This is a genomic window from Streptomyces sp. NPDC092045 (assembly GCF_044756005.1).
Classification (GTDB): domain Bacteria; phylum Actinomycetota; class Actinomycetes; order Streptomycetales; family Streptomycetaceae; genus Streptomyces.
In genome coordinates, this window is sequence record NZ_JBIVSC010000001.1 from 475806 (window position 1) to 502563 (window position 26758).

General features: G+C 74.8%; 26 protein-coding genes. 17 read left to right on the plus strand and 9 right to left on the minus strand.

The features are described from left to right. The first annotated feature begins 203 nt into the window (after nucleotides 1-203). From ACIQKA_RS02220 to ACIQKA_RS02235, 4 genes are all read left to right on the plus strand, one after another. Nucleotides 204-788, plus strand: a complete 585-nt coding sequence (locus ACIQKA_RS02220; RefSeq protein WP_391093289.1) for a suppressor of fused domain protein — start codon at nucleotides 204-206, stop codon at nucleotides 786-788. 224 nt (nucleotides 789-1012) lie between these two features. Further along, complete coding sequence (locus ACIQKA_RS02225; protein WP_383158569.1) at nucleotides 1013-1651, plus strand: DUF6758 family protein; 639 nt, start codon at nucleotides 1013-1015, stop codon at nucleotides 1649-1651. A 693-nt stretch (nucleotides 1652-2344) separates the two neighbouring features. Next, nucleotides 2345-3211 (plus strand): PHP domain-containing protein, encoded by an 867-nt coding sequence (locus tag ACIQKA_RS02230; protein WP_383158566.1) that lies wholly within the window; start codon nucleotides 2345-2347, stop codon nucleotides 3209-3211. A gap of 255 nt (nucleotides 3212-3466) precedes the next feature. Continuing rightward, a complete protein-coding gene (locus tag ACIQKA_RS02235) occupies nucleotides 3467-4072 on the plus strand; it encodes a MarC family protein (RefSeq protein WP_053640910.1) in 606 nt (201 codons plus the stop codon). A gap of 99 nt (nucleotides 4073-4171) precedes the next feature. Here the strand turns inward: ACIQKA_RS02235 and ACIQKA_RS02240 are convergent, their stop codons facing one another. Next, on the minus strand, nucleotides 4172-4324 hold the full coding sequence (locus tag ACIQKA_RS02240) for a hypothetical protein (protein ID WP_104860408.1): 153 nt from the start codon (nucleotides 4322-4324) through the stop codon (nucleotides 4172-4174). Nucleotides 4325-4499: 175 nt separating this feature from the next. Here ACIQKA_RS02240 and ACIQKA_RS02245 point away from each other — a divergent pair, with 175 nt between their 5' ends. Continuing rightward, nucleotides 4500-5429: an NYN domain-containing protein gene (locus ACIQKA_RS02245; protein ID WP_383158563.1), complete on the plus strand. Its 930-nt coding sequence runs from the start codon at nucleotides 4500-4502 to the stop codon at nucleotides 5427-5429. On the opposite strand, the gene ACIQKA_RS02250 is transcribed toward ACIQKA_RS02245, so the two are convergent. Together ACIQKA_RS02250 and ACIQKA_RS02255 are read right to left on the minus strand one after the other, a co-directional pair. Next, nucleotides 5413-6300 carry an alpha/beta fold hydrolase gene (locus ACIQKA_RS02250; protein WP_402539687.1) on the minus strand — a complete coding sequence of 296 codons (888 nt, stop codon included), beginning with the start codon at nucleotides 6298-6300 and terminating at the stop codon, nucleotides 5413-5415. The two genes, ACIQKA_RS02245 and ACIQKA_RS02250, sit on opposite strands and share 17 nt — an antisense overlap. Nucleotides 6301-6406: 106 nt before the next feature. Beyond that, complete coding sequence (locus ACIQKA_RS02255) at nucleotides 6407-9094, minus strand: DEAD/DEAH box helicase (protein ID WP_402539688.1); 2688 nt, start codon at nucleotides 9092-9094, stop codon at nucleotides 6407-6409. Nucleotides 9095-9580: 486 nt separating this feature from the next. On the opposite strand from ACIQKA_RS02255, the gene ACIQKA_RS02260 reads away from it, so the two are divergent. Beyond that, the gene (locus ACIQKA_RS02260) at nucleotides 9581-10303 is read left to right on the plus strand and encodes a ferritin-like fold-containing protein (protein ID WP_383158555.1); all 723 of its coding nucleotides are present in this window, start codon (nucleotides 9581-9583) and stop codon (nucleotides 10301-10303) included. A gap of 56 nt (nucleotides 10304-10359) precedes the next feature. Here ACIQKA_RS02260 and ACIQKA_RS02265 read toward each other — a convergent pair whose 3' ends face one another. From ACIQKA_RS02265 to ACIQKA_RS02280, 4 genes are all read right to left on the minus strand, one after another. Continuing rightward, nucleotides 10360-10632, minus strand: a complete 273-nt coding sequence (locus ACIQKA_RS02265) for a hypothetical protein (protein WP_383158552.1) — start codon at nucleotides 10630-10632, stop codon at nucleotides 10360-10362. A gap of 168 nt (nucleotides 10633-10800) precedes the next feature. Beyond that, nucleotides 10801-11028 carry a DUF3107 domain-containing protein gene (locus ACIQKA_RS02270; RefSeq protein ID WP_376247091.1) on the minus strand — a complete coding sequence of 76 codons (228 nt, stop codon included), beginning with the start codon at nucleotides 11026-11028 and terminating at the stop codon, nucleotides 10801-10803. A gap of 145 nt (nucleotides 11029-11173) precedes the next feature. Beyond that, nucleotides 11174-11833 carry a TetR/AcrR family transcriptional regulator gene (locus ACIQKA_RS02275; protein WP_383158549.1) on the minus strand — a complete coding sequence of 220 codons (660 nt, stop codon included), beginning with the start codon at nucleotides 11831-11833 and terminating at the stop codon, nucleotides 11174-11176. Nucleotides 11834-12073: 240 nt separating this feature from the next. After that, entirely contained in the window at nucleotides 12074-12289 is a 216-nt protein-coding gene (locus ACIQKA_RS02280; protein WP_383158546.1) for a hypothetical protein, read from the minus strand. A 140-nt stretch (nucleotides 12290-12429) separates the two neighbouring features. Here ACIQKA_RS02280 and ACIQKA_RS02285 point away from each other — a divergent pair, with 140 nt between their 5' ends. The 7 genes from ACIQKA_RS02285 (at nucleotide 12430) to ACIQKA_RS02315 (ending at nucleotide 20626) form a co-directional block, all read left to right on the plus strand. Further along, nucleotides 12430-13395, plus strand: a complete 966-nt coding sequence (locus ACIQKA_RS02285; protein WP_402539690.1) for an alpha/beta fold hydrolase — start codon at nucleotides 12430-12432, stop codon at nucleotides 13393-13395. A gap of 8 nt (nucleotides 13396-13403) precedes the next feature. Continuing rightward, nucleotides 13404-14777 (plus strand): DUF3152 domain-containing protein, encoded by a 1374-nt coding sequence (locus tag ACIQKA_RS02290; RefSeq protein ID WP_402539691.1) that lies wholly within the window; start codon nucleotides 13404-13406, stop codon nucleotides 14775-14777. 134 nt (nucleotides 14778-14911) lie between these two features. Further along, entirely contained in the window at nucleotides 14912-15007 is a 96-nt protein-coding gene (locus tag ACIQKA_RS02295) for an Ms4533A family Cys-rich leader peptide (protein ID WP_383158537.1), read from the plus strand. Nucleotides 15008-15214: 207 nt separating this feature from the next. After that, nucleotides 15215-16945: an ABC transporter substrate-binding protein gene (locus tag ACIQKA_RS02300; RefSeq protein ID WP_383438067.1), complete on the plus strand. Its 1731-nt coding sequence runs from the start codon at nucleotides 15215-15217 to the stop codon at nucleotides 16943-16945. Next, the gene (locus tag ACIQKA_RS02305; RefSeq protein ID WP_383438070.1) at nucleotides 16942-17919 is read left to right on the plus strand and encodes an ABC transporter permease; all 978 of its coding nucleotides are present in this window, start codon (nucleotides 16942-16944) and stop codon (nucleotides 17917-17919) included. Before ACIQKA_RS02300 ends, ACIQKA_RS02305 begins: the two co-directional genes overlap by 4 nt. Further along, on the plus strand, nucleotides 17916-18905 hold the full coding sequence (locus ACIQKA_RS02310) for an ABC transporter permease subunit (protein ID WP_391093280.1): 990 nt from the start codon (nucleotides 17916-17918) through the stop codon (nucleotides 18903-18905). Before ACIQKA_RS02305 ends, ACIQKA_RS02310 begins: the two co-directional genes overlap by 4 nt. A 23-nt stretch (nucleotides 18906-18928) precedes the next feature. After that, nucleotides 18929-20626: an ABC transporter ATP-binding protein gene (locus ACIQKA_RS02315; RefSeq protein WP_402539694.1), complete on the plus strand. Its 1698-nt coding sequence runs from the start codon at nucleotides 18929-18931 to the stop codon at nucleotides 20624-20626. A gap of 306 nt (nucleotides 20627-20932) precedes the next feature. Here ACIQKA_RS02315 and ACIQKA_RS02320 read toward each other — a convergent pair whose 3' ends face one another. Continuing rightward, a complete protein-coding gene (locus tag ACIQKA_RS02320) occupies nucleotides 20933-21982 on the minus strand; it encodes a DMT family transporter (RefSeq protein ID WP_383433583.1) in 1050 nt (349 codons plus the stop codon). A gap of 75 nt (nucleotides 21983-22057) precedes the next feature. On the opposite strand from ACIQKA_RS02320, the gene ACIQKA_RS02325 reads away from it, so the two are divergent. The 3 genes from ACIQKA_RS02325 (at nucleotide 22058) to lepB (ending at nucleotide 25143) form a co-directional block, all read left to right on the plus strand. After that, on the plus strand, nucleotides 22058-22960 hold the full coding sequence (locus ACIQKA_RS02325) for a LysR substrate-binding domain-containing protein (RefSeq protein WP_383160080.1): 903 nt from the start codon (nucleotides 22058-22060) through the stop codon (nucleotides 22958-22960). A gap of 251 nt (nucleotides 22961-23211) precedes the next feature. Beyond that, the gene (locus tag ACIQKA_RS02330) at nucleotides 23212-24267 is read left to right on the plus strand and encodes an AraC family transcriptional regulator (protein ID WP_402539696.1); all 1056 of its coding nucleotides are present in this window, start codon (nucleotides 23212-23214) and stop codon (nucleotides 24265-24267) included. A gap of 267 nt (nucleotides 24268-24534) precedes the next feature. Further along, nucleotides 24535-25143, plus strand: a complete 609-nt coding sequence (lepB, locus tag ACIQKA_RS02335; protein WP_383433594.1) for a signal peptidase I — start codon at nucleotides 24535-24537, stop codon at nucleotides 25141-25143. Nucleotides 25144-25212: 69 nt separating this feature from the next. Here the strand turns inward: lepB and ACIQKA_RS02340 are convergent, their stop codons facing one another. Beyond that, nucleotides 25213-25827: a TetR/AcrR family transcriptional regulator gene (locus tag ACIQKA_RS02340; protein ID WP_383433595.1), complete on the minus strand. Its 615-nt coding sequence runs from the start codon at nucleotides 25825-25827 to the stop codon at nucleotides 25213-25215. Between the two features lie 187 nt (nucleotides 25828-26014). Between ACIQKA_RS02340 and ACIQKA_RS02345 the strand changes: the two genes are divergently transcribed. Beyond that, entirely contained in the window at nucleotides 26015-26695 is a 681-nt protein-coding gene (locus tag ACIQKA_RS02345; RefSeq protein ID WP_383433598.1) for a cholesterol esterase, read from the plus strand. The last annotated feature ends 63 nt before the right edge of the window (nucleotides 26696-26758 follow it).

Genomic DNA, 26758 nt, shown 5'->3' on the forward strand with positions numbered 1-26758 from the left:
GGGTGCGGGGCGGAAGAGCCGCTGGTACTGCCCGACCGACTTCGGTCCATCGCAGCCCCACCTCCTCCGGCCGGTCCCCCGTGAGGGATGACGTGTGACGAGTGGTCGGGGATTCAGCGCTCCCGGCCAGCGCCCAAGACTATCAGCCGACAGATGGTCAATCCCTTACTTTGCCCGTTCCATACGCGCTTTATGCTCAAGCCATGGGAGAAGTTCTTGCTCTGGTCGAGGCCCGGTTGCGAACGGCCCTCGGGGAACCGGACGCGCGCGCCGCGGTGACGTTTCTCGGCACGGACCGGATCGAGGTGCTCCGCTTCGTCGACGGCGATCTCGTGCGGTACGCGACCCTCGGGATGTCCGCGCGGCCGATGGCCGATCCGACCGCCGCGCTCGCCGATCCGGTGCGGGGTCCGCGCGCGGAGCTCGTCCTCACCGTGCGGGCCGGCCTCGCCGACACCGACAAGGTGCTGCGCCCGCTCGCCGTGCTCGCCGCCACCCCGCAGGTCGAGGGCGTGATCGTCGCCCCGGGCGCCTCGCTCGACGTGGGCGGTCCGCTCTGGCCGGGCGCCCCCTTCGGTTCGGTCCTGGTCGCGGAGTCCGGCGGGCTGGTGGAGGACCTGGAACTCGACGGACCGATGGACCCGGTGCGGTTCCTGCCGCTGCTGCCGATGACCTCGAACGAGGCGGCGTGGAAGCGGGTGCACGGGGCGCAGGCCCTGGAGGAGCGCTGGCTCGCGCGGGGGACGGACCTCCGCGACCCCCTGCGCGGGTCCGTGCGGCTGGACTGAGGAAGCCCCTCGCGGGGCAATCCCGGCTCCCCGTCCGCCCGTTGGCGGGGGAGCCCGGGGAGCCCGCCGGGCCGTGCGGCCGTATAGGTGTAGGTGACATCTATACGAGGGGGTGATGTGCGGGTATAGCGGAAGGGATGTGCGGGTGGGCGGCCCGTGTCGGACGGGTGATCGTTCGGGGTCGTCCTTGACGCGGGACGGAAGGGGTAGGACCGTTGAGCCCTATGAGGGGCGAACCCAGTTGCCCGAAGTGCGGTGGCCGGGTCAGAGCGCCCGGCCTCTTCGCCGACTCCTGGCAGTGTGACGCGCACGGCTCGGTGCACCCGCTCCAGCCCGTCGTCCCGCCCAGCGTCGAGGCCCTCGGCGTCGTGGTGCACCGCTCCCGGGTGCCCGTGTGGATGCCGTGGCCCCTGCCCGTCGGCTGGCTCTTCACCGGGGTCGCGTACGCGGGCGACGACCGCAGCGGCGGACGCGCGACCGCCGTCGCCTGCTCGGGCCCCGGCCCGCTCGGCGGCATCGGGGAGCTGCTCCTGATCGCCGAGGAGCTCGGCGTCGGCCTCGGCGCCCGCTACGCCGGCATCGACGGGCTCGACCCCGGCGCGGGCATGGCCATCGAGAAGCCGCCCCAGACGAAGGTGCTGGCCGCCGGGCGCCCCACCCCGCTCTGGCACGTCAACGGCACCCCGCACGACCGCGCGGTCTTCGCGGGCGAGGCGCGCGGCCTGTGGCTGTGGGCGATCGTCTGGCCCGAGCAGTCCGGCCTCCTGATGTACGACGAACTGGTCCTCACGGACCTGCGCGACGCCGGCGCCGAGGTCGAACTGCTGCCGTGTGGGGCGCTCACGCCCAGACTGCTGGGCTGAGACCACCGCCGGACCCGAGGCCCCGGACTTGAGGCCGGCCGGGCCGGGCTCCACCGCACCGGGACGCTGGAGCGCCGAGACGCCGAGACGCCGAGACGCCGAGACGCCGAGGTGCCGCCGCGCCGGGGCGCCGTCCGTGCCGAGGCCGCCGCGTCCCGTCCCGCAGGGCTCGTGCCTCTCCGGCGCGGATCGCCGTCCGGGCCGTGATCCCGCGCCGCCGGGCCCAGACCCTCCGGCGGATCGCCGTCCGGGCCACGGTCCCGCGCCGCCGGGCCCAGACCCTCCGGCGGATCGCCGTCCGGGCCACGGCCCCGCCCCGCCGGGCCTCCGCCTCTCCGGCGGATCTCCGTCCAGGTCCCACCCCGCCTCGCCGGGCCCAGGCCCTCCGGCGGATCGCCGTCCGGGCCACGGCCCCGCCCCGCCGGGCCTCCGCCTCTCCGGCGGATCGCCGTCCGGGCCCGCGCCTCGCCGGGCCCAGACCCTCCAGCGGATCGCCGTCCGGGCCACGGCCCCGCCCCGCCGGGCCCCCGCCTCTCCGGCGGATCGCCGTCCAGGTCCCACCCCGCCCCGCCCCGCCGGGCCCCGCCCCCGCCCCCGCCCCGGGGCCCGGCGTTCCTTCCGTGCGGGCGTGTTCGATTCGCCCGTTATGCTGGAGCGGCCCCCGTCCGTCCCGAGCCTCCGGAGTACCGCGTCGTGCGCATCGACCTGCACACCCACTCCACGGCCTCCGACGGCACGGACTCCCCGGCCGACCTCGTCCGGAACGCGGCCGCCGCCGGGCTCGACGTCGTCGCCCTCACGGACCACGACACCACCCGCGGCCACGCCGAGGCGATCGCCGCGCTGCCCGAGGGGCTGACCCTCGTCACCGGGGCCGAGCTGTCCTGCCGGGTCGACGGGATCGGCCTGCACCTGCTCGCGTACCTCTTCGACCCGGAGGAGCCCGCGCTCCTCGCCGAGCGCGAACTGGTCCGCGACGACCGCGTGCCCCGCGCCCGCGCGATGGTCGGCAAGCTCCGGGACCTCGGCGTCCCCGTCACCTGGGAGCAGGTGGCCCGGATCGCCGGCGACGGCTCCGTGGGCCGCCCGCACGTCGCCGAGGCGCTCGTCGAGCTCGGGGTCGTACCGGACGTGTCCGCCGCCTTCACGCCCGAGTGGCTCGCCGACGGCGGCCGGGCCCACGTCGGCAAGCACGAGCTGGACCCGGTCGAGGCGATCCGCCTCGTCAAGGCGGCCGGCGGCGTCACCGTCTTCGCGCACCCCCTCGCCGTCAAGCGCGGCCAGGTGCTCCCGGAGGCCTCGATCGCCCGGCTCGCCGAGGCCGGCCTCGACGGCGTCGAGGTCGACCACATGGACCACGACGAGGCGACGCGGGCGCGGCTGCGCGGGCTCGCGAAGGAGCTGGGTCTGCTGACCACGGGCTCCAGCGACTACCACGGCAGCCGCAAGACCTGCCGGCTCGGCGAGTACACCACCGACCCCGAGATCTACGGCGAGATCACCCGCCGCGCGGCGGGGGCCTTCCCGGTCCCCGGCGCCGGAGGACCCGTCACCGCCTAGGCCCCCGGCCCTCCCTGGCCGCGCCCCCCACGGAACCCACCCACCCGCCCGGCCCCGGCCGGACGGCACGTCCGCGCACGTCCGCGCGGCCCGTTCCGCGGACCCGCCCCCGGGCCTTCCCCTTCCCGGTCCACCCCCGCACGGCCGCGCGCCGCGCGCGGGGCGGCACACCCCCTGCCCCGGCGACGGAATCCCGCATTCCGCAGCCCACGGGCCACACCCCGCCGTTCCACCTCTCCCGCAAGGCACCCCACCGTGTTCGACGTCGCCGTCTTCGGCTCGCTGTTCCTGACCCTCTTCGTGATCATGGATCCCCCCGGGATCACGCCGATCTTCCTCGCCCTCACCTCCGGCCGCGCGGCCAAGGTGCAGCGCCGCATGGCCTGGCAGGCCGTCGCCGTCGCCTTCGGCGTCATCACCGTCTTCGGCATCCTGGGCCAGCAGATCCTGGCGTACCTGCACGTCTCCGTCCCGGCCCTGATGATCGCGGGCGGACTGCTCCTGCTGCTCATCGCGCTCGACCTGCTCACCGGCAAGACCGACGAGCCCAAGCAGACCAAGGACGTCAACGTCGCCCTGGTCCCGCTCGGCATGCCGCTGCTCGCCGGGCCCGGCGCGATCGTCTCGGTCATCCTCGCCGTGCAGCACGCCGACGGCGCGGCCGCGCAGATCTCCGTCTGGGCCGCCATCGCGGCCATGCACGTCGTCCTCTGGCTGACCATGCGGTACTCGCTGGTGATCATCCGGATCATCAAGGACGGCGGCGTGGTCCTGGTGACCCGGCTCGCCGGCATGATGCTCTCCGCCATCGCGGTGCAGCAGATCATCAACGGCGTCACCCAGGTGATCCGGGGCTCCTGACCCCTCCCGGGGCGGTCCCGGACACCACTGCGCCCCCGTACGGATTCCGCTTCTGCGAAGTCCGTGCGGGGGCGCGGTGCGTGGTGTGGACCGGGCCTGTTACGAGGCCGAGGTCTCGGCGGGGCGGATCCAGATGCGCTGGCCGATCGAGGCGGCCTGCTGCACGATCCGGTTGACGGAGGCGGCGTCCACGACCGTCCGGTCGACGGGCGTGCCGTCGACGTCGTCGAGTCGCAGGATTTCGAAGCGCACGGGCTTCTCCCTTCGTCTGAGTTGATCCTCCTGGTGGAGAACTGCGTTACGTACCTGTACAACGGCTTGCACCCTGCAAACATTCCTTACACTAAGGAAAATTTTCGGATGACTAAATACTGACGAGTAAGGGGGTGTGGCGGCCGGCCGGACGTCGGCGGACAATGAGCCGCGTATGAACGACGCAGACACCCCACGGGCCACCGAGACCGACACCCGCCTCCGCGCGCTCGACGCGCGCCTGGAGCGCACCAACGAGCTCCTCCGGCGCATGCTGGCCGAGGTCGCCAAGACCCCTTCCACCCACGCCATCTTCGTCGACGCGGGTTACGTCCATGCTGCGGCCGGGTTGCTGGTCGTCGGCACCGAGGACCGGCGCTCCTTCGACCTCGACGCGGAAGGACTCATCGAGGCCTTCATCGACAAGGCGCGCACGATCTTCGCCGACAGCCGGCTCCTGCGCGTCTACTGGTACGACGGCGCCCGCCGCCGCATCCACACCCCCGAGCAGCAGGCCATCGCCGAGCTGCCCGACGTCAAGGTCCGCCTCGGCAACCTCAACGCCAACAACCAGCAGAAGGGCGTCGACTCCCTCATCCGCACGGACCTGGAGTCCCTCGCCCGCCACCGCGCCATCAGCGACGCCGCCCTCGTCGGCGGCGACGAGGACCTCGTCTCGGCCGTCGAGGCCGCCCAGGGCTACGGCGCCCGCGTGCACCTCTGGGGCATCGAGGCCGCCGAGGGCCGCAACCAGGCCGAGGCCCTCCTCTGGGAGGTCGACAGCCAGCGCACCTTCGACCTGGACTTCTGCCGCCCCTACGTCACCCGCCGCCCCGTCACCACGTACGAGAGCGAGGGCGAGCCGCCGCCCTCCCGCGAGGAGGTGCGCTCCGTCGGCGCACGGATCGCGGCCGCCTGGACCGCCGAGCGCGGCCGGGACCGGCTCGCCGAGCTCCTGCCGGGCGCGCCCTACCTGCCCGGACCGGTCGACCAGGACCTGCTCGTCGAGGCGGAGCGCCTGCTGAGCCGCTCCCTGCGCGGCCACGCCGCGCTCCGGCGCTCCCTGCGGGACGGCTTCTGGCAGCACCTCAAGGCGCGGTACTGAGCCCCGCGGGCGCCGCCGCCCGCTCCCAGAAGCCGAGGAGGCGGGCCGTCAGCTCCTCGGGGTGCGACACGTTGGGGGAGTGGCCCGCGCCCGCGAGCACCGTGTGGTGCGCGCCGGTCCGGGCCGCCGCCGCCGCGAGGTCGGTCGTCGACCAGACCATCTCGTCCGTCCCGTACGCGAAGTGCAGCGGCGTCCGCAGCGCGAGCAGCTCCTCCGTGCCGTCCCGGCGGTCGAGCAGCAGCCGCCCGGCGCCCCTGAGCTGGGCGATCCGGGTGCGCGACCAGCGCCGGAGGAGGAAGTCCGCGAGCCCCGGCACGTCGGACGTGTCCGGTTCCTCGCCCCGGCTGTCCAGCCAGCACATCGCCCGCCACACCCGCTCCTTCGACAGCAGCGCGAGCCCGGCCCGCAGCGCCCGCACCCGGACCCGCTGCGGCCGGGAGACCCGGCCGACGCCCGAGGAGAGCAGGGTGAGCGAGTGGAAGGCGCCCGGTGCGACCGCCACCGCCGAGCGGGCCACCAGGCCGCCGAACGAGTGCCCCACCAGGTGCACGGGGCCGTCCCCGAGCGCCGCGGCCTGCGCCACCGCGTCGAGCGCGAGCGCCCGGCGGCGGTAGGCTGCCCGGCCCCGGGGACCCGGGCTGTCGTTCTGCCCGCGTCCGTCCACGGCCACGGCCCGGTAACCGGCGTCGGCCAGCGGTCCGAGGAGGGCCAGGAAGTCCTCCTTGCTGCCGGTGTACCCGGGCAGCAGCAGCACCGTCCCGCGCCGCTCCCCGCCGGGCTCCGCGTCGAGCACGGCGAACGGCCCGCGCGCGGTGTCGAGACGGCGGACGCGGGTGCGCGGCGGCAGTACCAGGGACCTGGGCTTACTCATACCCGGACTGTAATCCCCGGTCGGCGGGACGGCGCGGCCCGGGGACGCCGCAGCGGCCCGGCCCCCGGGAAGGGGGACCGGGCCGCTGCGGGCGTGCGGGACGGGCTCAGCCCTCGGCCGGGGCCGCCGTCTTCTTGGTGGTGCGGCGGCGCGGGGCCGCCTTCTTCGGCTCCTCGGCGGCGGCGGCCTCGGCGGCCGGTTCCGCGACGGCCTTCTTCACCGTGCGGCGACGGGCCGGGGCCTTCGGCGCCTGCGGCTCGGAGGCGTCGGGCGCCTCGGCGGCGACCGCCTTCTTGGCCGTGCGGCGACGGGGAGCCTTCGGGGCCTCCTCGGCGGCCGGGGCGCCGACCGCCGGAGCGGCCTCGGCGACGGCGGCCTCGGCCACCGCCTTCTTGGCCGTGCGACGGCGCGGGGCGGCCTTCTTGGGGGCCTCCTCGGCCGCCGGAGCGGCGACGGGCTCGGCGACCGGCTCGGCCGCGGGGGCCGCGGCCGGGGCCGCCGTCTTCCTGGTGGTGCGGCGGCGCGGGGCGGGCTCGGGAGCCTCCTCGACGACCGGCGCCGGCGCCACGGCCGGTACGACGATGATCGCGGCGGCCTCGGCGGACGCCGGGGAACCGGCGGCCCGGGTGGCGGCGCGACGGCGGCGCGGGGCCGGCGCCTCCTCGACGACCGGAGCCGCGACCGGCTCGGCCACCGGCTCGGCGGCCGGGGCCCCGGCGGTCACCGGCGAACCGGCGGGCCTGCGGGCCGTACGGCGACGGCGCGGGGCCGGGACCTCGGCCGGGGCCTCGGCGGCGGCCGGCTCGGCCGCCGGAGCGGCGACGGGCCCGTCGGCCTCGACGGGCGCCTCGACGGCCTCGACGGTCCTGGCGGCCGTGCGGCGGCGCGGGGCCTTCTTCGGCTCCTCGGCCTTGGGCGCCTCGACGGCGACCGGGGCCTCGGCGGCCTTCGGGGTCCCGGCGGCCGACTGCGCCCGCAGGGCGGCGGCGGCGGTCTCGGGCGTCTGGAAGGAGACGGTCTCCTCGACCGGGCGCACCCGGGCCCGGCGGCGGCGCACGGCCGGAGCGGACTCCTGGACGGCGGGGGCCGCGGGGGTACGGACCGCCGGGGCGGCCTGGGAGACCGGGGCGGTCTCGGGGCGGGCGGCACGGGCGCGGCGACGGGGGGCCTTCGGCTCCTCGGCCTTCCGCTCCCCGGCCTGGGGGGCCTCGGCCTTCACGGCTTCGGCCCGGGGGGCCTCGGCGGTCTTCTCGACGGTCCTCGGGGCCTCGGCGACCACCGGGGCCGGGGCCTCGGTCTTGGGCGCCTCGGCGACGGCGACCGGAGCGGTCTGGGCCGTCTGCGCGACCGGCACGGCGCCCTGGACGCCGACCCGGGTGCGACGGCGGCGGCGCGGGGTGCGCGGACCGGACTCGGTCCCGGCCTCGTCGCCCGCCGGCACGGCGGCCGGAGCGGTCCGGTCGGCCTGGGCGGCGCGGTCCGGCGCCGGGGCGTCGGCGGCGTCGCCGCCCCGGGTGCGCCGGCGCTGGCGCGGGGTCCGGGTGCGCTCCGGGCGCTCCTCGGCCTTCTCCGCCGCCTTCGGGCCGCGGCCGCGGCGTCCGCCGGGCTCGCCCAGGTCCTCCAGCTCCTCCGCGCCCAGACCCGCGCGGGTCCGCTCGGCGCGGGGCAGGATGCCCTTGGTGCCCGCCGGGATGTCCAGCTCCTCGTACAGGTGCGGGGAGCTGGAGTAGGTCTCGACCGGCTCGTGGAAGTCCAGGCCGAGCGCCTTGTTGATCAGCTGCCAGCGCGGGATGTCGTCCCAGTCGACCAGGGTCACCGCCGTGCCCTTGGCGCCCGCGCGGCCGGTGCGGCCCACGCGGTGGAGGAACGTCTTCTCGTCCTCCGGCGACTGGTAGTTGATGACGTGGGTGACGCCCTCGACGTCGATGCCGCGCGCGGCGACGTCGGTGCAGACGAGCACGTCGACCTTGCCGTTGCGGAAGGCGCGCAGCGCCTGCTCGCGGGCGCCCTGGCCGAGGTCGCCGTGGACGGCGCCGGAGGCGAAGCCGCGGCGCTCCAGCTGCTCGGCGATGTCGGCCGCCGTGCGCTTGGTGCGGCAGAAGATCATCGCGAGCCCGCGGCCGTTGGCCTGCAGGATGCGGGAGACCAGTTCCGGCTTGTCCATCGAGTGCGCGCGGTAGACGTGCTGCTTGATGTTGGCGACGGTCACGCCCTCGCCGTCGGGCGAGGTGGCGCGGATGTGCGTCGGCTGCGACATGTAGCGGCGGGCGAGACCGATGACCGCGCCCGGCATGGTGGCCGAGAACAGCATGGTCTGGCGCTTCGCCGGAAGCATGTTCATGATCTTCTCGACGTCGGGCAGGAAGCCCAGGTCGAGCATCTCGTCGGCCTCGTCCAGGACGAGGACCTTGACGTGGGAGAGGTCGAGCTTGCGCTGGCCGGCCAGGTCGAGCAGGCGGCCGGGGGTGCCGACGACCACGTCGACGCCCTTCTGGAGCGCCTCGACCTGCGGCTCGTACGCCCGGCCGCCGTAGATGGCGAGCACGCGCACGTTGCGCACCTTGCCGGCGGTCAGCAGGTCGTTGGTGACCTGCTGGCACAGCTCGCGGGTGGGCACGACGACGAGCGCCTGCGGGGCGTCGGTGAGCTGCCCGGGCTCGGCCCGGCCGGCCTCGACGTCCGAGGGGACGGTGACGCGCTCCAGGATCGGCAGCCCGAAGCCGAGGGTCTTGCCCGTGCCGGTCTTGGCCTGGCCGATGACGTCGGTGCCGGTGAGGGCGACCGGAAGGGTCATCTCCTGGATGGGGAAGGGGTTGACGATGCCGACCGCCTCAAGGGCTTCGGCCGTCTCGGGAAGGATTCCGAGGTCTCGGAAAGTCGTAGTCAGGGTGCTGCCTCTTCTGTGAGACGCGGCGCGAGGCGAACGAAGGGGGTCGTACCGTGCCGGATCACTGTCGGCGCGATCGTGAAGACCGCCGCCGGGTGGCACGGGACCACTGCCGTCGCTCGAGCGTCGTACCGCTGAGGGTGACCCTTCCGCGGGTCCGCCGGAAGGGCTGTCGGGCCGGAGCCGATCGGGCCACCGACCGGGCATCCTCATTCATGAGTCGGCCCACCGGATACGTCCGAACGTGCGAAAGCATGTCCGCATACTCAGCAGGCGCCTTACCACTGTACCCCGGAATCGCGCATGTGTGTCGGGGGAAAACGTGATGAGGGCACGGTCACACTGACTGACCAGGGCCTTCCCGGGCCGCGCGGGCGGGCTATTGTGCGCTGCATGGAGACGCCTGACAACGCCACACCCACCGGGATCGCCGCCAAGGACTGGGCGACGGCATCCGCCGAGCCGCAGTACCGCGCCGCCGTGATCGACCTCCTCGGCGCCCTCGCCTACGGAGAGCTGGCGGCCTTCGAGCGGCTCGCCGAGGACGCCAAGCTGGCACCGACCCTCGCGGACAAGGCGGAGCTGGCGAAGATGGCCTCGGCCGAGTTCCACCACTTCGAGCAGCTCCGGAACCGCCTCGCGACCGTCGAGGCGGAGCCGACGGAGGCCATGGAGCCCTTCGCGAAGGCGCTCGACGACTTCCACCGCCAGACCGCGCCGTCGGACTGGCTGGAGGGCCTGGTCAAGGCGTACGTGGGCGACTCGATCGCCAGCGACTTCTACCGCGAGGTCGCGGCCCGGCTCGACTCCGACACCCGCGCCCTGGTGCTCTCCGTGCTCGACGACACCGGCCACGGCAACTTCGCCGTGGAGAAGGTCCGCGCCGCGATCGACGCCGACCCGCGCGTCGGCGGCCGGCTCGCGCTCTGGGCGCGCCGCCTGATGGGCGAGGCGCTCTCCCAGGCCCAGCGCGTGGTCGCCGAGCGGGACGCGCTCTCCACCATGCTGGTCGGCGGCGTCGCGGACGGCTTCGACCTCGCGGAGGTCGGCCGGATGTTCTCCCGGATCACCGAGGCGCACACCAAGCGCATGGCCGCCCTCGGCCTCGCCGCCTAGGACCCGCGGACCGTACGGGCCCGCCGGGCCCGTACGAAGAGGGGGACGGCCGCCCGTCAGACGGTCGCCGACCGGCGCAGTCGGCGGCGCGAGGCCGGGCGGACCAGGAGCGAGAGCAGGACCGCCGCCACCGCCACGGCGCCCGCCGGGGTGGCGAGGGGATGGCCGGGGCCGATCGCCCCGTGGGTGACGAGCGCGCCGAACGCTCCGCCGAGCGCGCCGGTGACGAGGACGAGCCCCCGGCCGGGCAGACGGTGGGGCAGCCGGTGCACGGCGGCCCAGGCCAGAACGAGGCCGAGCAGGGCGGAGCCGAGGGCTTCCAGGTACATCGGGGATCACCTCGCGAGGGGTGCGGGGCGGGTGGTGCGGTCGAGGTCCTCCCTACCCGTCGCGTCCGGCGCGCAACCCTCCGTACCCCCCGACGTGGACGCGCGGACACGCGAAGGGCCCGGCGGACCGAAGACGGTCCGCCGGGCCCCTCCTCCCAGATCCTGGGCTCAGAGCGTGCCGAAACCCACGCGGCGGACGGCGGGCTCGCCGAGCTCCACGTACGCGATCCTGTCGGCCGGAACGAGGACCTTGCGGCCCTTCTCGTCCGAGAGGCTGAGCAGCTGCGCCTTGCCGGCCAGCGCGTCGGCAACCGCGCGCTCGACCTCCTCGGCGGACTGCCCGCTCTCCAGAACGATCTCCCGGGGCGCGTGCTGCACGCCGATCTTGACCTCCACGGCTATGTCCCTCCGAACGGTCAGCGTTGCGCGATTCATCCGCGCCGTACGCTGCACACATTAGCCCGGTGAGGGGACGATCACGGTGCGGTCGCCGCACGCCAGGAGCGAACAGACGCAGGGGGCGCGCGGTCGCCCGGACGGATCAGTGGCCCTCGGCGCTCAGCTGGCCGTCGACCGGGTGCAGCGGGAAGCCCGCGATGCCCCGCCAGGCGAGCGAGGTGAGCAGCTCCACCGCCTTGTCGCGCGGGATGGGGGACTCGCTCGACAGCCAGTAGCGGGCCACCACCTGGGAGACGCCGCCGAGGCCCACGGCGAGGAGCATCGACTCGTCCTTGGACAGGCCGGTGTCCTCGGCGATCACGTGCGAGATCGCCTCGGCGCACTGGAGGCTGACCCGGTCCACGCGCTCGCGCACGGCCGGCTCGTTGGTCAGGTCGGACTCGAAGACGAGCCGGAACGCGCCGCCCTCGTCCTCGACGTAGGCGAAGTACGCGTCCATGGTGGCCGCGACCCGGAGCTTGTTGTCCGTGGTGGAGGCCAGGGCGGTGCGGACCGCCAGGAGGAGGGACTCGCAGTGCTGGTCCAGGAGGGCCAGGTAGAGCTCCAGCTTCCCCGGGAAGTGCTGGTAGAGCACCGGCTTGCTGACGCCCGCCCGCTCGGCGATGTCGTCCATGGCGGCGGAGTGGTACCCCTGGGCGACGAAGACCTCCTGGGCCGCGCCGAGCAGCTGGTTCCGTCGGGCACGTCGCGGCAGGCGCGTGCCCCGAGGGCGTGCTGCCTCTGTCTGCTCGATGGCGCTCACGCGGCCTCCCAAGATTCGATCCATGCGCGCTGTAGCGACGCGCCGCCATCGTACTTTTGGGTAACCCGGCTGTGCGCGGTGCGGACGCAGAATTTCACGGACCGGACGCCGGGGTCGACAGCCGGTTCAATATTGAACCGGAAGAATGGGCGGCGAGCGCGGCCCGTCGGAGGCCGCCGCCCCGTCCCCGCGGGCGTCCGCCCGCGTTCCCCCGGGCGTTCCCCGCGCTCCTCCCGGCGTTCAGCGGTAGTCGTCCTCGTCCAGCTCGACGACGCGCGCCTGCTCGGACGCGTCGGCCTCGTTCGCCGACTCGCGTTCGACGTGCGTCAGCGGCTCGTCCCGGCGCGGTCGGAGGTCGGCGTGCTGCTCGGCGGCGTCCGCCTCGGGCGTCTCCTCGTCCAGCTCGACGACCTCCTCCTCGGCGAACGTCTCCGGCTCGGTCGGATCGACAGTCATGCGGCTCCCTCCGGTACGCGGGTCGCGGTCCTTCCCCGGCGCCTTCCCTCCGAGCCTAGGAGCACACGTGTCCCGCCGCACACGGACTTGTGACCGCACCCACACACGGGGGCGCGTGATCGTCTCGTAATATTGCGGCCATGTCCTCGACCGAGCTGCCGGAAACCCGGACCGCCGCCGCACCACCCGCGTCGCGGACCCGCGCCGTACGGGTCGCCGACGGCGAGGAGCTCCGCACCGTCACCCTGCCCGGCCTCAGCCTGACCGTGCGCGCCCGGCCGGGCACCCGGCCCGGACTGCCGCCCGCGCTGTACGTCCACGGACTCGGCGGCTCCTCGCAGAACTGGTCCGCCCTGATGCCGCTGCTCGCGGACGTCGTCGACGGCGAGGCGGTCGACCTGCCCGGCTTCGGCGTCTCCCCGCCGCCCGAGGACGGCAACTACTCGGTCACCGGGCACGCCCGCGCCGTCATCAGGCTCCTCGACTCCCGGCGGCGCGGACCGGTCCACCTCTTCGGAAACTCGCTGGGCGGTGCCGTCGCCACCCGAGTCGCCGCCGTCCGGCCCGACCTGGTCCGCACCCTCACCCTGGTCTCGCCGGCCCTGCCCGAACTGCGCGCGCAGCGCACCGCCTGGCCCACCGCGCTGCTCGCGCTGCCCGGCGTCTCCTCCTTCTTCGCCCGGCTCACCCGGGACTGGACGGCCGAGCAGCGGGTCCGCGGGGTCATGGCGCTCTGCTACGGCGATCCCGGCCAGGTCACCGACGAGGGCTTCCTGCACGCGGTCGAGGAGATGGAGCGGCGCCTGGAGCTCCCGTACTTCTGGGACGCGATGGCCCGCTCCTCGCGCGGCATCGTCGACGCGTACACCCTCGGCGGGCAGCACGGGCTGTGGCGGCAGGCCGAACGGGTCCTCGCCCCGACGCTGCTCGTCTACGGCCGGCGCGACCGGCTCGTCTCGTTCCGGATGGCCCGGAGGGCGTCCACCGCCTTCGGCGGCTCGCGCCTGCTGACCCTGCCCGACGCGGGGCACGTGGCGATGATGGAGTACCCCGGGACGGTCGCCCAGGCCGCCCGGGAACTGATCGCCGATCACGGCGGGAGCTGATCCGGGGCGTGGGACGACACAGTCGCAGGGGCGCCGCGCCCGCACCGGCGCCCGACGCCGGGCAGCAGCGGACCGGACCGGAACCGGGCACGGCCGGAGGCCCGGCCCCCGGCACGGGCCGCCGCCGCAGGGCCGCGGCCGACGGCGGCCAGGACCCGACGGGCACACGGCCCGGCGGGACACCGGCGTACGGCCGCCCGGCGCACGGCACTCCCGCGCAGGGGACCCCGGCGCACGGCACTCCGGCGCACGGCGTCCCGGTCCACGGCGCTCCGGCCCGTGACGGGCAGGCGTGCGGGACTCCCGCCCACGGCACCCCGGTGTACGGCACCCCCGCCCACGGCGTCCCCGGCACCCCCGCGCACGGCGTCCCCGTCCACCGGGCCGCCGCCGCGCGGGGCGGTCACCCGCAGCACGACGAGGGCGGCGCGCGCCCCGCGCCCTACGGCGGACGGCGCGGCCGGCCCCCGGCCGCCGATCCCGAACGGGACGAGGACCAGGGGCCGTTCGTCCCCGCGCCCCGCCAGGAGGACGAGCCCGACGCCGAGGCGCCGACCGCGCGGGGCGGGCTCGGCCGCACCTTCGCCGGGGTCGGGGCGGCGGCCGTCGCCACCGTCCTCGCCGTCGTCGTCGCCGGGCAGGTCACCGACAAGGAGGCCTCCGAGGCGGCCCCCCGCGCCGCCGGGGAACCGGCCGAGCGGGCCGCGGACGACTCCTCCGCCTCCCGCTCCGACGACCGGATCACCCCGACGCACCCGGCGCCCCCGAAGCCCCCGGCGCCCACGTACGAGCAGTTGATGACCCATCAGTTCTTGATCGACCCCGGGCTGAAGGGGTCCGGCGCCTTCGAGGCCGTCCAGGGCTTCCAGAAGGCGCCGGGGAAGGGCAAGCTCATCCGCTACCGCGTCGACGTCGAGAAGGGGCTCGGGCTCGACCCGAAGCTCTTCGCCGACGCCGTGCAGAAGACCCTCAACGACCCGCGCAGCTGGGCGGGCGACGGCGCGATGACCTTCGAGCGGATCTCCACCGGGGAGGCGCACTTCGTCATCACGCTCGCCAGCCCCGGCACCACCGGCGTCTGGTGCCGGAAGTCCGGGCTCGACACGACGGTCGACAACGTCTCCTGCGACTCCGCCTCCACGGAACGCGTGATGATCAACGCGTTCCGCTGGGCCCGGGGGGCCGACACCTTCGGCCCCAAGGCCATGTACGCCTACCGCCAGATGCTCATCAACCACGAGGTCGGCCACCGGCTCGGGCACAACCACGTGAACTGCCGCACTCCCGGTGCGCTCGCCCCCGTGATGCAGCAGCAGACGAAGTCCCTGGACCTCGACGGCATCCGGTGCCGCCCCAACCCCTGGGTGCATCCCGGAAGTTGAGTCCACGGCCGGTCGGCGGCCGCTTCGCCCCCGGCCGGCCGTCGCCCCGTGGTCGATCGTATGCCGAGACGCTTGTCTCAAAAATCACTCGCAGCGCGTTGACATCGTTCGCGCGTTCGTCCATATTTCTCGGCATGTCGCACCGTCACGCCGCCACCGAGCGCGCCGCCATAGAGCTGGCGCTCATCGGCGTGTCCGGGCATGCCGTGTCCGACGTCCTCTGTCGCTGACCCCTGCCCGAGCGCACGTCGGCCCTCCGCGTTTCCCGCACCTGCCGACGCCCTTCCGCGCCCGGGTCCTCCCCGTGGGCGCGGCTCCTCCGTGCGTCTCCTTCGTCGTAGGGAACGCCCGGGGACTCCCCGGCGACACCGCCGCTCGCCGCTGCCCGCGCGGAACGTCCCCACCTTCCGCCGCAGTTCTCCGAGAGGCCTTCTCCGATGCGTCAACCGTCCGTCATTTCCCGCCGCGTGGCAGCGGCCGCCGTCAGTGTCGTCCTGGCCTCGGGCGCCGCCGCCTGCGCGGGACCCGAGGACGCCGGCGCCAAGAGCGGCACCTCCGGCAAGGCCCCGGCCGCCCCGCAGAAGGGCGGCACCCTCACCGTCCTGAACGCCGAGGCCCAGACCGACTTCGACCCCGCCCGCCTCTACACCTCCGGCGGCGGCAACGTCCCCTCCCTCGTCTTCCGCACCCTCACCACCCGCAACCGCGAGGCGGGCGCCGCCGGCACCCAGGTCGTCCCCGACCTCGCCACCGACACCGGGCGCCCCAACGAGGACGCCACCGAGTGGACGTACACCCTCAAGGACGGGCTGAAGTTCGAGGACGGCACGCCCATCACCAGCGCCGACGTCAAGTACGGCATCGAGCGCTCCTTCGCCGCCGAGCTCTCCGGCGGCGCCCCCTACCTGCGCGACTGGCTGGTCGGCGGCGACACCTACCAGGGCCCCTACAAGGACCCCGAGGGCCTCGCCTCCATCGTCACCCCCGACCCGAAGACCATCGTCTTCAAGCTGCGGAAGCCCGAGGGCGAGTTCCCCTTCGTCGCCACCCAGACGCAGTTCGCCCCCGTGCCCAAGGCCAAGGACAAGGGCGCGAAGTACGAGGAGCACCCCGTCTCCTCCGGCCCGTACAAGGTCGTGAGCAACGAGAACGACGGCGAGCGCCTCGTCCTGGAGCGCAACGAGCACTGGGATCCCGGGACCGACGAGGAGCGCAAGGCCTACCCCGACAGGATCGACGTCCGCTCCGGGCTCGACGAGGCCGTCATCAACCAGCGCCTCGCCACCTCCTCCGGCGCCGACGCCGCCGCCGTCACCACCGACACCAACCTGGGCCCCGCCGAACTCGCCCAGGTCGGCTCCGACAAGGCGCTCGCCGCCCGCGTCGGCACCGGCCACTTCGGCTTCACCAACTACCTCGCCTTCAACCCGAAGGTGAAGCCCTTCGACAACCCCAAGGTCCGCCAGGCCATCTCGTACGCGGTCAACCGCACCAGCGTCGTCAACGCCGCCGGCGGCTCCTCGCTCGCCGAGCCCGCCACCACCTTCCTGCCCGAGCAGAAGGCCTTCGGCTTCACGCCGTACGACCACTTCCCGGCCGGGAAGACGGGCGACCCGGAGAAGGCCAGGGAGCTGCTCAAGGAGGCCGGCTTCCCGAACGGGCTCACCGTCACCCTGCTGCACTCCACCGCCCAGAACCGGGCCACCAGCCCCGAGATCGCCACCGCCGTCCAGGAGGCCCTCGGCAAGGCCGGCATCACCGTCAGGCTCGACGGCCAGGAGCCCAACTCCTTCAACGAGAAGCGCTGGAGCGTCAAGGACGCGCCCGGCTTCTTCCTCTCCCGCTGGGGCGCCGACTGGCCGGCCGGCGGCCCGTTCCTCGCACCGATCTTCGACGGACGCCAGATCGTCACCAACGGCTCCAACTACAACCACGCGCAGCTGAACGACCCGGCGGTCAACAAGGAGATCGACGAGATCAACAAGCTGACCGACCTCAAGGCCGCCGCCGCGCGCTGGGGCGCCCTCGACAAGAAGATCGGCGAGCAGGCGCTCGACGTCCCGCTCTTCCACCCGGTCTACAAGCGGCTCGTCGGCAAGGACGTCAAGAACGTCGTCATCAGCGACTGGACCGGCGTCCTCGACGTCTCGCAGGTCGCGGTCAAGTGACCACCCCGACCGCAGCACCGGCGCCCGTGGCGGGGATCCCCGCCACGGGCGCCGCCCGGCAGGTGTGGCGACGGCTGCGCACCCGTCCGGCCGCCCTCGCCTCCCTCGCCGTCCTGCTCCTGCTCGTCCTCCTCGCCCTCGCCGCGCCGCTGCTCGCCGCCCTGGAGGGCCAGGACGCGTACGCGTACCACGACGACCTCGTCGACTCGGCGCGCGGCGGCGTCCCGTACGGCTCCTTCGGCGGCGCGAGCGCCGACCACTGGCTCGGCGTCGAACCGGGCACCGGCCGCGACCTGTTCGTCCGGCTCCTGTACGGCGCCCGGATCTCGCTGCTCGTCGGCATCGGCGCCACCGCCGTCCAGATCCTCATCGGCGTCCTCGTCGGCCTCGCCGCCGGACTCGGCAACCGCTGGGTCGACACCGTCCTCGGCCGCGCCACCGACGTCCTCGTCGCCCTGCCGATGCTGGTCCTCGCCATCGCGCTGACCGCCGTCGTCCCCCGCGACTTCCCCCGGCCGCTGCTCCTGATCCTCGTCATCGGGTTCCTCGGCTGGGCCGGCACCTCCCGGATCGTGCGCGCCCAGACGCTCACCCTCAAGGGTCTCGACTTCGTCGCCGCCTCCCGCCTCGCCGGCTCCGGACGCTGGCGGACCGCCCGCCGCGAGCTGCTGCCCGCCCTCGCCGCCCCCGTCATCACCTACGCGGCGATCCTCGTCCCCACCAACATCGTCGTCGAGGCGTCCCTCTCCTTCCTCGGCGTCGGCGTCACCCCGCCCACCCCGTCCTGGGGGCAGATGCTGTCGACCGCGCAGACCTGGTTCCGCGCCGACCCGGCGTACGTCCTGCTGCCCGCCGGACTGCTCTTCGCCACCGTGCTCGCCTTCACCGTCCTCGGCGACGCGGTCCGCACGGCCCTCGACCCGCGCGAGACGAGCCGGCTGCGCGTGGGCACCCGTAAGGAGTCCTCCCGATGACCCGCTTCGTCCTCAAGCGGCTCGCGGGTGCCGCGCTCGTCCTCCTGGCGCTCTCGGTCCTCGTGTACGGCCTCTTCTACCTGGCCCCCGGCGACCCCGCCCGGCTGGCCTGCGGCGAGCGCTGCAACCCCCAGCAGATCGCCCAGGTCCGCGAGCAACTCGGCCTGAACCAGAGCGCGCTCGCGCAGTACCTGCACTTCCTCCAGGGCGTGTTCACCGGCCGTGACTACTCCACCGGGACCTCCGTCGTGCACTGCGACGCGCCCTGCCTCGGCCTCTCGTACCAGAGCGACAAGGAGGTCACCCGGCTCGTCCTGGAGCGCCTGCCCGCCACCGCCTCCCTGGCCCTCGGCGCCATGGTCGTCTGGCTGCTCGTCGGCGTCGGCACCGGACTCCTCTCGGCCCTGCGCCGGGGCGGGATCACCGAGCGCGTCCTCACCGTGGTCACCCTCGCCGGCACCGGCACGCCCGTCTTCATCCTGGGCCTGCTCCTCCTCATGGCCGTCTGCGCCCACCTCCGGTGGCTGCCCTTCCCCAGCTACGTGCCGCTGGGCGAGGACCCCGAGCAGTGGGCCTGGAACATGCTGCTGCCGTGGATCACCCTCGGCTTCTTCGAATCCGCCAAGTACGCCCGCCTCACCCGGAGTTCCACCCTGGAGACGCTCGCCGAGGACCACATCCGGACCTTCCGCGCCTACGGGGTGGGGGAGCGGTCCGTCGTCACCCGGCACGCCCTGCGCGGCGCCGTCCCGCCGGTGATCGCGATCAGCGCCGTCGACCTCGGCTCGATGTTCGGCGGGGCCGTGCTCACCGAGTCCCTCTTCGGCATCCCCGGCCTCGGCAAGACCCTCATCGACGGGGTCCGCCAGATCGACCTGCCCGTGGTGGTCGGCGTGGTCATGGTGATGGGCACGGCCGTCGTCCTCGCCAACGTCCTCGCGGACCTGCTGTACGCGGCCGCCGACCGAAGGGTGGTCCTGACGTGACGACCGAGAAGGATGGTCCCCACGTGACGACCGAGACCGCCTCCGGACCGGCCCCGACCGGGACCCCGGGCCCCCTGGTCGAGGTGCGGGACCTGACGGTCTCCTTCGACCGCGCGGACGGCTCCGTACGGGCCGTCGACGGGCTCTCCCTCACCCTCGACGAGGGCCGCGCGCTCGCCCTCGTCGGGGAGTCCGGCAGCGGCAAGTCCACCGTCGCCGGCGCCCTCCTCGGACTCCACCGGGGCACCGGCGCGAAGGTCACCGGCACCGTGCGCGTCGGCGGCATCGACGTCGCCGCCGCCGGCCCCGCCGACCTGCGGCGGCTGCGCGGCGGGGTCGCCGCCATGGTCTTCCAGGACCCGCTGTCCTCCCTCGACCCCTACTACGCCGTCGGCGACCAGATCGCCGAGGTGTACCGGATCCACGCCGGGGGCTCGCGGAAGGCCGCCCGCGCCCGGGCCGTCGACGTCCTCGACCGGGTCGGCATCCCCGACGCGGCCCGCCGCTCCCGCTCCCGCCCGCACGAGTTCAGCGGCGGCATGCGGCAGCGCGCCCTCATCGCGATGGCCCTCGCCTGCGAGCCCCGGCTCCTCGTCGCAGACGAGCCGACCACCGCCCTCGACGTCACCGTGCAGGCCCAGATCCTCGACCTGCTGCACGAGCTGCGCCGCGAGACCGGCACCGCGCTGCTCCTCGTCACCCACGACGTGGGCGTGGCCGCCGAGAGCGTCGACGAGGTGCTCGTCATGCGCGACGGGCGCGAGGTCGAGCGCGGCCCCGTCGCGGGCGTCCTGGGCGCGCCCTCGGAGCCGTACACGCGCGCGCTGCTCTCCGCCGTGCCCCGGCTCGACGGGCCGGTCAGAACTTCTCCGCGGGAGGGGGACGTGCTGATCGAAGCGGTCGGGCTGCGGCGGGAGTTCGGGCGCGGCGAGCGGGCCGTGACCGCCGTCGACGACGTCTCCCTCACCGTCCGCGCCGGCGAGACCCTCGGCGTCGTCGGGGAGTCCGGCAGCGGCAAGACCACCCTCGGCCGGATGCTGGTGCGGCTCCTCGACCCGACCGGCGGCCGGCTCCGCTACGGGGGCACGGAGATCGGCGCCCTGTCCGAGCGGGACCTGCGCCCGTACCGCCGCGAGCTCCAGATGGTCTTCCAGGACCCCGTCGCCTCCCTCAACCCGCGCCGCTCCGTGGGCGAGTCGATCGCCGACCCGCTGCGGGCGGCGGGGGAGCGCGACGAGAAGCGGATCCGGGACCGGGTGCGCGAGCTGCTCGACCGGGTGGGGCTCGACCCCGACCGCCACGGGGCCTATCCGCACGAGTTCAGCGGCGGCCAGCGCCAGCGCGTCGGCATCGCCCGCGCGCTCGCCGCCGAGCCCCGCCTGATCGTCTGCGACGAACCCGTCTCCGCGCTCGACGTCACCACCCAGGCCCAGGTCGTCGAACTGCTCGCCGCGCTCCAGGCCGAACTGGGCCTCGGACTCGTCTTCATCGCCCACGACCTCGCGGTCGTCCGCCGGGTCGGCGACCGGGTCGCCGTCATGCGCGGCGGCCGGATCGTCGAGCAGGGCACGGTCGAGGAGGTGTACGGGACGCCCCGCGACCCGTACACCCGGCAACTGCTCGCCGCCGTCCCCTCGCTGGACCCGGCCCTCGCGGCGGCCCGCCGGGAGCGGCGCCGGGAACAGCGCGCGGAGCGGGGCAAGGAACTGGCCGTCGTCTGACCCTCCGTGACCGTTCCGCCGCTTACCGCGACAGAACGCGACGTGGGGGGGAAAGTTACGAGCATTCACCCCTTCCGGTGGTGGGGGGGGGGGCCGCCCCCCCCCCCCCCCCCCGACTTGTTTTAATTATTTGAGCCCCCACGCCCCCCCCCACCCCCGGCGGCCCCCCCAAGCACCACGGGGGGGGGGGGGGCGGGGGGGGGGGGGGGGGGGGGGGGGGGGGGGGGCGGGGGGGGGGGGGGGGGGGGGGGGGGGGGGGGGGGGGGGGGGCCCCCCCCCCCCCCCCCCGCCCCGGGGTGCGGAGGCTCAGGCGCAGGTCGCGGAATCCCGGGGCGCGGGGGCCGGTGCGGGCGCCTCGGGGGCCGCCGGTCCGGGCGGGGGAGTCGCGCGGCGACGGGAGGCGCGGGTCTGGGTGAGGGCCGCGCCCGCCAGGACGACGACGGCGCCCACCGGGGTGTTCCAGCCGAGGTGCTCGCCCAGGAGCGTGACGCCCGCCGCCGTGGCGATGACCGGGATGAAGTACGTGACCATGGAGGCCGTCGTCGGGCCGACCTCCGCGACGATGCCGTACTGGAGCAGCATCGCGTACCCCGTGCCGAGCGCGCCGAGCGCGATCACGGCGAGCAGCGGCACGAGCTCCACCGACTTCGGGAGCGACGTGAACAGCGGGGTGACCACGGCCAGTTGCAGCGTCGCCAGGCCCACCTGGGAACCGGCGAGCGAGAGGTTCGAGGCGCCGGTGCCGGCCAGCGTCCGGCGGACGTAGATCCAGCCGACCGCGTAGCTGAACGAGGCGAGGAGGGCGAGCGCGGTGCCGGTCACGTCGAGGCCCGAGAAGCCCTGCCAGGCGCCGAGCACGGTCAGCACGCCGACGAAGCCGATGCCCAGACCGGCGGCCCGGACCCGGGTCGGGCGGTCCTCGGAGAGCGCGACGAGGGAGAGCAGCATGCCCCACAGCGGGGTCGTCGCGTTGCAGATGCCCGCCAGGGTCGACGGGATCGTCAGCTCCGCGTACGCGAAGAGGGAGAACGGCAGCGCGTTGAGGAGGAGGGCCGCGACCGCCAGGTGGCCCCAGACCCGGGCGCCGCGCGGCAGCCGGTCCCGCTTCGCGACCAGGGCGACGGCGAGCACCGCCGTACCGAACAGGAGCCGGCCGAAGGTGACCTGGAAGGGCGCGAAGCCCTCCGTGCCGACCTTGATGAACAGGAAGCTGAAGCCCCAGACGAGGGCCAGCGCGCCGAACCGGACACGCCAGTCGAGCGGCGGACGGGGAACGGACCGGGGCGGCCCGGCGGAAGGGGCGGGGCGGGCGGAGGGAGGGACCGGGGGGACGTGCTGCGGGGCTGCGGGGCTCATGCCCCTCAGGGTGACCGGAACCAACCGCTTAGGACAAGTGAGACTTCCTCGACCCCTTCCCTTAGGATCGCTTACATGTTGAACCTGGAGCGCCTCCGCACCCTCGACGCCGTCGCCCGGCACGGCTCCGTCAGCGGCGCGGCCGACGGACTGCACGTCACGACCTCCGCCGTCTCCCAGCAGCTGTCCAAGCTGGAGCGCGAGGTCGGGCAGCGGCTGCTCGCCAAGAACGGGCGGGGCGTGCGCCTCACCGACGCCGGGGTGCTGCTCGCCGAGCACGCCGCCCGGATCCTCTCCCAGGTCCAGATGGCCCAGGCCGACATCGAGGCCCAGCGGGGCCGGGTCGTGGGCGAGGTGCGGCTCGCCGGCTTCCCCACGGCGGCCCGCGGCCTCTTCCCCGGCGCGCTCGCCGCCCTGCGCGCCGGCCACCCCGAACTCCGGGTCCGCACGACGGAGCTGGAGCCGGAGCCGGGGGTGCGCGCGGTGCTGCGCGGCGACGCCGACCTCGCGATCGTCCTGGACTGGAGCAACAAGCGGGCGCCCGTGCCCGGCGGCCTGGAGCGCGCCCACCTCTTCGACGACACCGCCGACGTGGCCCTGCCCGCCTCGCACCCGCTGGCCGGGTGCGAGGCGGTGGACCTGGTCGACTTCGCCGGCGAGGAGTGGGTGTCCTGGCCGGAGGGCGAGTTCTGCCACGACTGGCTGATGTTCACCCTGCGCTCGCAGGGCATCGAGCCGCGCATCGGCCACCTCGCGGGCGAGCACCACACCCAGCTCGCGCTCGTCGCGGCCGGCCTCGGCGTCTGCGTGACCCCCCGGCTCGGCCGCCCGGTGCCGGAGGGCGTCGCCTTCGTGCCCGTGCGCCAGAAGATGCGGCGGCACATCTACGCCACCTGGCGCGCCGACGCGGGCCGCCGCCCCTCCGTGCGGGCGGTCGTCGGGGCGCTGCGGGCGGTGGCCGAGCCGCTGGGGTGCTGAGGCGCCGAGCCTCGCCGGGTGCCGGGTGCCGGGCGCTTAGCCGCTGGGGCGTCGGGCCGCCGGGTGCCGGGCCGCCGAGGTCCCGGTCCTTCCGCGGACGGGCGTGGCCCGCTCGTCGTTCCCCTCGTCCGGGAAGGACCCGAAGAGCCTTACAGTTCTCAGTAGAATGTCCGAACCTGGACATCTCTCAGGGAAAGTGTCCAGCTCCGGGGAGCCCGGGGCGTGACGCGGCCGGAACGGAGGCGACGCGCGTGCCGACACGATCGGTCAGTTCCCACCACGTGCGGGCCGCGCTGCTCGGCGCCGAGCGGCGCGGGGTGGCCGCCGGGCCGCTCCTCGCCCGGGCCGGACTGCCCACCGCGCTCCTGGAGGAGGAGCCCCGGACCCGGGTCCCCGCCGAGCAGTTCGGCCGGCTCGTCAGGACGCTGTGGGCCGCGCTCGACGACGAGCTGATCGGCTTCGGCGGCGCGCCCAGCAAGGTCGGCACCTTCGCGATGATGGCCCACGTCGTGGTCCACGGCAGCCGGGACCTGCGCGAGGCCCTCCGGCGCGCCCAGACCTTCTACTCCCTCTTCCCCGCCGGACCGCGCTTCCGGCTCGTGGAACCGGCACCGGACGAGGGGGCCTTCGGGGCGGAAGGGGCCGACGGGGCCGACGAGGCCCGGCTGGAGTTCGACGTCTCCGGGTACGACGACCCGCTCCACTTCGGCGCCGAGTCCACCGTCCTCGTCGCCCACCGCTTCGCCGGCTGGCTGATCCGGCGCAGGATCGGCCTGCGCCGCGTCGAGTTCGTCCACCCCGAACCCCGCCACGCCCGCGAGTACGCCCTCCTGTTCGGCGCGCCCTGCGTCTTCGGCGCCGGGCGGACGGCCGTCGTCTTCGACCGGGCCGACCTCGACGAACCCGTCCTCCGCGACGGCGCCGCGCTCAAGGTCTTCCTGCGCCGCGCCCCCGTCGACGTGCTCGTCTCCGCCGACTACGGCAGCACGGTCACCGGCCGGGTGCGGCACCTGATCGGACGCGCCCTGCCCGCCGGTCCCGTGCCGACGCCCGAGCAGCTCGCCGTCCGGCTCTCCATCAGCCCGCAGACCCTGCGCCGCCGGCTGGCCGCCGAGGGGACGACGTACCAGCGCCTCCGCGACCAGGTGCGGCGCGACCACGCCATCGCCGAACTGGCCGGCGGCCGCGTCTCCATCGAGCGGCTCTCCCGGCAGCTCGGGTTCTCCGAACCCAGCGCGTTCCACCGGGCGTTCCGGCGCTGGACGGGCGAGACACCCCGCGCGTACCAGGGGAGGGGGCGGGGGTAGCGCCGCCCGGGCCGGCCCACTCGGTCGACTCGGCCCGCCCGGCCTGTCCGGTCCGCTCGGTTCGTACGGTCCAGCCGGTCCACCCGGTACGCGCGGCCCGCACGCTTCCGCCGGGACCGCCCGGTCCGCCCGGTCCGCCCGGCCCGTCCGGTCAACAACCCTGAGCGGTACGGTCACAGCCGCCGTCCGCCGTCCGGCCTACCGTCCCGCCATGACCGAAATCGACCGGTCCGGTGGCGTGCGGCTCCCGGACCCCACCCGACGCCCGTGAACGCGCGCCGGGCGGCCGGCGCCGCCCTCGGGACCGGAGTCCTGCTCTGCCTCCTCGCCGGAGTGGCCGTCACCGCCCTCGGCATCCGGGTCGACGGCACCAGCATGGCCCCCACCCTCCACCAGGGCGACCGCGTCCTCGCCGCCCCCGGCTCCGCGGGGGAGGCGCGCCGGTTCGACGTGGTGCTGCTGCGGGCCACCGGCAAGGACGCCCTCCTGGTCAAGCGGGTGATCGGGCTCCCCGGCGACCGGGTCGCGATCGTCTCCACGCCGGACGAGCCCTTCCGCGTGCTGCTCCAAGAGGGCGGCAAGGGGCCCCTGTACCGGGTGGTGGCGCCCCAGTGGGCCGCGCAGGCACACCGGACGGGCGCCTGCTGCACCCCGGAGGGCTCCCGCGCGGCGCGGGCCGAACTGCGGACCGTGCCCGAGGGCGCGTTCTTCTACCTGGGCGACAACCCCGACCTGTCGGACGACTCGCGGGCGTACGGCTGGGGCGAGATCGGCCGGATCGAGGGGAGGGTCGGCGTGCGCGCCTTCCCCGTCTCCTCGTCCCCGGACCTCGGCAACCGGCCCGTCCTGGAGGAGTACCGGGGGCCGAGCCCCTGAGGCGGCTAGGGCGTGTGTCGAAAGTCCCGCCTGCCCTCCGGGCAGACGGCGCTACTTTCGACACACGCCCTAGGCCGCCGGGCCCGGCGGGAGCTTCTCGCGGCCGGTGCTCAGGGCGACCCTGACCACCGTGTCCGCGACGCGCCGGGCCGACTCCTCCGGGGACGCCGTGGCCTGCACGATGTGGCTCGCGGTCAGCCGCACCGCCGCGTCCACGGCCAGCTCGCGGGCCACCGGATCGACGGTGGGCCACGCCTCCGTGACGTACGCGTCGGCCATGGCCGTGGCCGTGGCGAACGCCGCCGCGGACCGGGTCGTCAGATAGGGGAGCAGTCCGTCCTCGCCGGTGCTCGTCAGCATGGCTCTGATCAGCGGGTTCCGACCGGCCAGCGTGAGCGTGAAGCCGACGGCGGCCTCGACGGCCGCGCGCAGGTCGTCCCGGTGCGCGTCCAGGCCCGCCTGGATGCCGACGAGGCAGCGCTCCAGCTCGCGCTGGAAGAGGGCCTCGCCGACCGCCTCCTTGGAGGGGAACTCCGAGTACAGCGTCTGCCGGCTGACGCCGACCGCGCCGGCCAGGTGGGCCATGCGCAGCTTGTCGAAGCCGCGCTCCGCGACCGCCTCGTACGCCGCGTCGAGCAGGCGTTCGCGCAGCAGTGTCCGGACCGTCTCCCTGAAGCGTGGCATCGGCCAAGCCTAGTCCAGAGGAATTCTTCCGAGAATTGTCCGGACTGTTGACACTCCATAAGAGAGTGTCCAATTCTCGAACAAGCAGCCGCAAAGTGTCACCCGTCTCCGACCATCCGGCCGAGGACGCACGGCTGTGTTCACATCCCACCCGCACGCCGCGTGCGGGACGACGGTTGGAGAGCACATGCAGGAAGAGACCAGAGGGGTCACCCGCTGGCGCAGATCGGCGGTCCTGGCCCTGCCGGCCACCGTGGCGATCGGCGCCATGGCCACGGCGATGGTGCAGGGCGCCCTCGCCGCGAACCTCTCGCTGACGAGCGTCCCCTTCACCCTGAGCTCCAGGACGGTGGCCGCGCCGCAGGGCATCGGCGCGGTCATGCACACCGTCGACGCGGGCGGGCCGAAGGGCGCCGCCGAGGTCGGCCTCGCCAAGGCGGGCCTGGACGGCATCTGCGTCCACGCCGTCCAGTCGGTCAACCTCCCGGTGATCGGCAGCCTCGGCACCTGGTCGCTCAACATCTCCTCGCCGGCCGCCGCGACCCCGCTCACCAGCGAGCAGCTCGTGGCCGGCGCCGGGCTCCAGGCGAACAAGCTGGTCCTCGACGCCCAGGCGCTCAAGGCGTCGACGGCCACCCTGCACGCCGCCGACGGCAGCCCGAACGTCATCGGCGCCGCCGCCGACGGCGCCGGGATCAAGAGCACCGGCATCACCGACGGCACCCCGGGCCAGTTCGGCCTGGACGCCACCGGCGGCCGGACGGACATCAAGAACCTCAACGCCGACGCCAACGCCGCCACGATCTCCGGCGCGATCACCCTGCCCGACCTGGCGATCGGCATCGCCCACGGCGACAAGGGCTGCTGAGCCGCACGGCCCCGGCGCACCGCCGCCACCGGCCGGGGCCCCGCGCCTTCCGGAACCTCCCCC